The following is a 4,248-nucleotide window of genomic DNA, read 5'->3' on the forward strand; positions in this document are numbered from 1 at the left end:
GTTCCGCTGTCCGCGGCAGGCGCCAGGCAGGAGATCCCGGCCCGGGTGCCACCACGCGCCGTCCCCTGGCCGACGCGTGGGCACGTCGCTCACTCGACCTGGTCCGAGCGGGAATGGAGGACCGGCCTCCGAGAGAGGGGCTGGACCGATTCCTTCGGGTCGTCTCGCCGACCAGACGTGGAGGGCGGCACTGCGGAGTCCGGCGAGGTGGACGGCGGCGGTCGCGTATCGAGTGGTCAGACCCGCGCCGTTGCTTGCGCTTGTCGATGCACCGCTCGACGGTGGTGCGCCGCTTGTACGCCTCGCGGCCGAAGGCCGGGTACGGCCGGATCGTCCTCGCTTCTCGCGTGGGGCGGTCCGGCTCCCCCTCCGGAGCCCGTGCTGACAGGCCCGGCGGCGTGTCGGTGGACCCGCACGATGACACGGACCTTCTCGCAGGTCCCGTCCTCGACCCGCTTCCCGCGGACGATCGTGGACGCCACTCCGGGGGCCGAAGCGCTCGGGCAGGTACATCCGCGGCATGCCGGTGCGGTGCTCGAACGCGATCACGTCGATCCCTCTCCGGCGATCCCGCCACCGCCCTCCCCGCTTCGGTGTCCGTTCAGGCAGCAACGGTCCGGCTCTCTTCCGCTGGGCGTCGGTCGACGACAAGCCTCCACCAGCGATCAGACCGCATGGCAGAACGGTCCTGCGCCGCGTGCGCGGCACAGGACCGTTCCGGTTACAGATGGGTCAGGACTGGGTGTAGGCCCGCAGCGGAGGCTCGTTCTGCGTCTTGGTGGCGTTGAGGACTTCCCCGCTCAGGTTCGCGACGGCGACCGCCGTGGCCGCGACGGCCTCGGAGGGCAGCACGCCGGGAAGGTTGACGTCGAGGCACTTGCCCAACGGCAGCCGGCGCGGGTCGGCCGTGCCAGGGTGCGAGAGCGCGTCAAGGACCAGCTTGTAGCCGACGGCGTCGTACAGGAAGCTGAAGTGGGTGACGACCCTGCCCGCGCACACGCTCTGCATGGAGATGTTGGTGCCGCCGCTCAGCGGCGAGGTCGCGTGCGGCACGATGGCCTCGTCGAAGAAGCTGTAAAGGCTGGTGTACGAGACGTCCCCGGGGGTCTCGTCGCCCTCGTTGAGCGCGGCGAGGAAGTCGGAACCGACGCTGAACTGGTGCAGCGCGGGCGCACACGGCGCGACGCAGAGGAGGTTGCCGCCGCCGAGTCCGTGGCCGGGGTTGGCGAGGAGGACCGCGTCGTCGACCTTGCTCTGGAGCTCGGGCCACCACTTGAGCGCCCAGCGGATCTGCATGGGCCCCTGGCTGTGGCCGATGACGTCGACCTTGCGGCCGGTCGTGGCGTTGATCTTGTCGATCGCGTGGACGACGTACTCGCTCGACACCTGGATGTCGCCCATCGCCCTGTTGGGCAGGGTCACGGTACAGACGTCGTAGCCGTCGGCCCGCAGGGCGGGGGCGTAGCCCCATCCCCAGGACTCGTCGGCGGTGGAGCTGGTGCCGTGGACCAGGAGCACGGGCTCGCGGTCGGGGTGCTGGAACGAGCCGGGGCAGCTCAGGGCCGCGTCGAGCGTCGCGATGGGGGTTTCCAGCGGGGGCGCGTCGACCGCGGCCGCCGGCGAGGCGGGGGCCAGCAGGGCGGCGGCGACCACGCCCGCCAGGACTGCGGGGAGGGCGCTCAGTCTCCAGCGCCGGGAGGTCTTCGACCGAATGTTCAAGGTGACTCCTGTGAGAGGGGTGGCGTCCGTGGGACAGCGGTCCCGCCGCGTCCAGGACGTACGTCTCGCACGTGCCAGAGGTGGCGACGAGCGGACTGGTGGCTCACCTTCACGGCGTCACCTCGGCCGGACAACCCTCCGCACACGGCCGGACGGGTTCGACCTCCGATCGTGTGGCCGGTCACAAAACCGGCCCGCCGAAGCAGCCACGGTTCACATCGCGGCGCCTTCCCGGGTACCCCCGGTCGGCTGCTCGGCGACGGACACGTCGCACCGGGCCTTCGGCGCCTCTTCACCCGCACGCGCGGGCAGACCGTGGACTCCGGGCCCGGGCAGCCGTCGGCTCCTGGGCCCCTTCCCAACGCACCGGCTCCCGTATGGGAGCGGCCACAGAATTCGCCGCCGCAGCACTCTGAGCGCTTCCCACCGGTGGACTCCGCGCGTTTCCGCGCCTCATGCTGCGGCGGTCGTGGGCAACGACTCGCGCGCGCCGTGTCGCCGCGCGGGAAGCCCGTGAACGGTCGGCCGTCGCGTTGTCCGGCCGCCTCCCCGTCCCCGCTTCGCTCTTGGAGTCGCGTTGACCTATCCCGGCCGCCCGCACCACGATCCGCCGCCGGAGCCGACGGACTTCCCCTCTCCCGGCGCCTTTCCGCCCGAACCGCACGACGCTGTCGGTCGAGTGGGCGGCAGGTGGGCCGGCCGCGCGTTCCTCGGTTACCTGCTGCTGGCCGCCGTCGCGGCCGTGGATCCGGACGTGCTGTCCGAACGGGCCGCCGGAAACGTGTCCGTCGGTCTCGTCCTTCTCCTTCTGCACGTCCCTCTGCTGATCTGGGTGCTGGTCGGACATGAGCGGGAGATGATGCGGCCGATCGGATCCGTCACCCGACCCCGTCGAGCCCCGCAGGCACACACCCGCCGGGAGGCACCGTGACCGCGTCGGTTTCCTTCGACCTGCCGGACTCCTTCTTCGTGGTGTTCGCCGTCTTCTTCAGCCTGTGCTGCTGCCTGTGGGTCATCAGCGGCGCCGGTGACGACGACGCCGCGATGTTCCCCTCCCGCGAGCGCGGGGACTCGGCCCTGCGCAGCGGACTCGTCATCAGCGGCACGACCCTGTCCGCCGTGACCCTCATGGCGCTCGTCGGACTCGTCGCCCTCACGGGGTACGACGGCATGATGCTCTCCCTCGGCGTCGTCGTGGGGGTGGTGCTTCTGGCCCTGGTGTTCGCCGAACCCCTGCGGAGGACCGGCGGTTACACGGTGGGGGACGCGCTCGCCCACCGGTTGCCCGGCCGGTCCGTCCGCGTGGCCCTCGGCCTGGCGACCCTGTTCGTCTGTCTTCCGTTCCTGGTGCTGCAACTGGCCGCCATCGGGTCCCTGTCGGCCTTCGTGCTCGGCCTGACCAGCAGCGCGGCGAAGTCCACGTGCATCCTCGTGATCGGCTGCCTCGTCGTCTCGCTCGCGGTCAGCGGCGGCGTGGTCGGGACCGCCCGCGTCCAGCTCGTCAAGGTGGTCGTCCTGGTCGTGGTGCTGGCGGCCGCAGCCGCCCTGGTACTCGACCGCTTCGCGTGGAATCCCGACCGGCTGCTCGGAGCGGCGTCGTCGGGGAGCGCCCTGGGCGAGGCCTTTCTCGGCCCGGGCAACCAGTACGGCGACGGGCCCATGGCCGTGGCGAACCGCTTCGGCCAGTTCCTCACGCTGGCGCTGGCGATGTGCTGCCTGCCGCACACCACCATGCGGGTCCTCGCGGCGCCCGGCGGCCGGGGGACGCGCAGGGCCATGCGCTGGGCCGTCGGTCAGATGCTGGTCGTCTCGGCCCTGCTCCTCGTCGTCGGCCTCGGCGCGGCCGCCGTGATCGGGGGCCCGGCACTGGGCAAGGCCGATCCCACCGGCGGCATGTCACTCCTTCTGATCGCCGCCGAGATGGACACCCGGGGGCTGCTCGTGTCGGCCGTCTTCAGCGTGGTGTTCCTCACCGCCCTGGCCACGGTCGCCGACGTCATGCTCGCGGCAGCGACCTCGGTGGTCCGTGACCTGTCACCACGACGCCCTCAGGCCGGCGTGGCGCCTCTCCCCCGACAGGAGCGTCACGCGCGGTGGGCGGCGGCTCTGGTCGGTGCGGTCACCATCGCCGTGTCCGTACCGGCCGCCGACTGGAACCTGCTCGTGCTCTCCACCCTGGCCATGACCCTGGCCGCCTCGACCGTCGCCCCCGTGCTGACGTACGCGGTGCTGTGGCGGGGCTTCACCGCGCGCGGCGCGCTCTGGGCGCTCTATGGTGCCGGGCTGCTCACCTTCGCCCTGCTCGCCGTCTCCCCGCTCGTCTCCGGCTCGCCCGCTGCGATCCTCCCCGGCGAGGACTTCCACTGGACCGGACTGGTGAGCCCCGGTCTCGTCACCATTCCCGCCGGGTTCCTGTTCGGCTGGCTCGGCAGTGTGCGCGACCGCGGGGCGACCGTGCCCGTCGCGGACGGGAGTCCGGCACGGCGGTGAACTGAGCCCACGCGAGGCGGTCGGGCCGGGCCGCGGCCC

At 72.1% G+C, this 4,248-nt stretch carries 3 protein-coding genes; 1 reads left to right on the plus strand and 2 read right to left on the minus strand.

Going from position 1 to position 4,248, the window contains the following annotated elements; all coding sequences use genetic code 11:
• Together ACFQ8C_RS36640 and ACFQ8C_RS36645 are read right to left on the minus strand one after the other, a co-directional pair.
• A partial coding sequence (locus tag ACFQ8C_RS36640; protein WP_383466239.1) for a transposase occupies positions 1–708 on the minus strand: 708 nt, incomplete at its 3' end.
• A gap of 24 nt (positions 709–732) precedes the next feature.
• Positions 733–1,719, minus strand: coding sequence for an esterase/lipase family protein (locus ACFQ8C_RS36645; protein WP_383466241.1), 987 nt, complete (start codon positions 1,717–1,719; stop codon positions 733–735).
• 927 nt (positions 1,720–2,646) lie between these two features.
• On the opposite strand from ACFQ8C_RS36645, the gene ACFQ8C_RS36650 reads away from it, so the two are divergent.
• Positions 2,647–4,209: a transporter gene (locus tag ACFQ8C_RS36650; protein WP_383466243.1), complete on the plus strand. Its 1,563-nt coding sequence runs from the start codon at positions 2,647–2,649 to the stop codon at positions 4,207–4,209.
• The last annotated feature ends 39 nt before the right edge of the window (positions 4,210–4,248 follow it).

It is taken from the genome of Streptomyces sp. NPDC056503, from assembly GCF_042794995.1.
Lineage (GTDB): Bacteria > Actinomycetota > Actinomycetes > Streptomycetales > Streptomycetaceae > Streptomyces.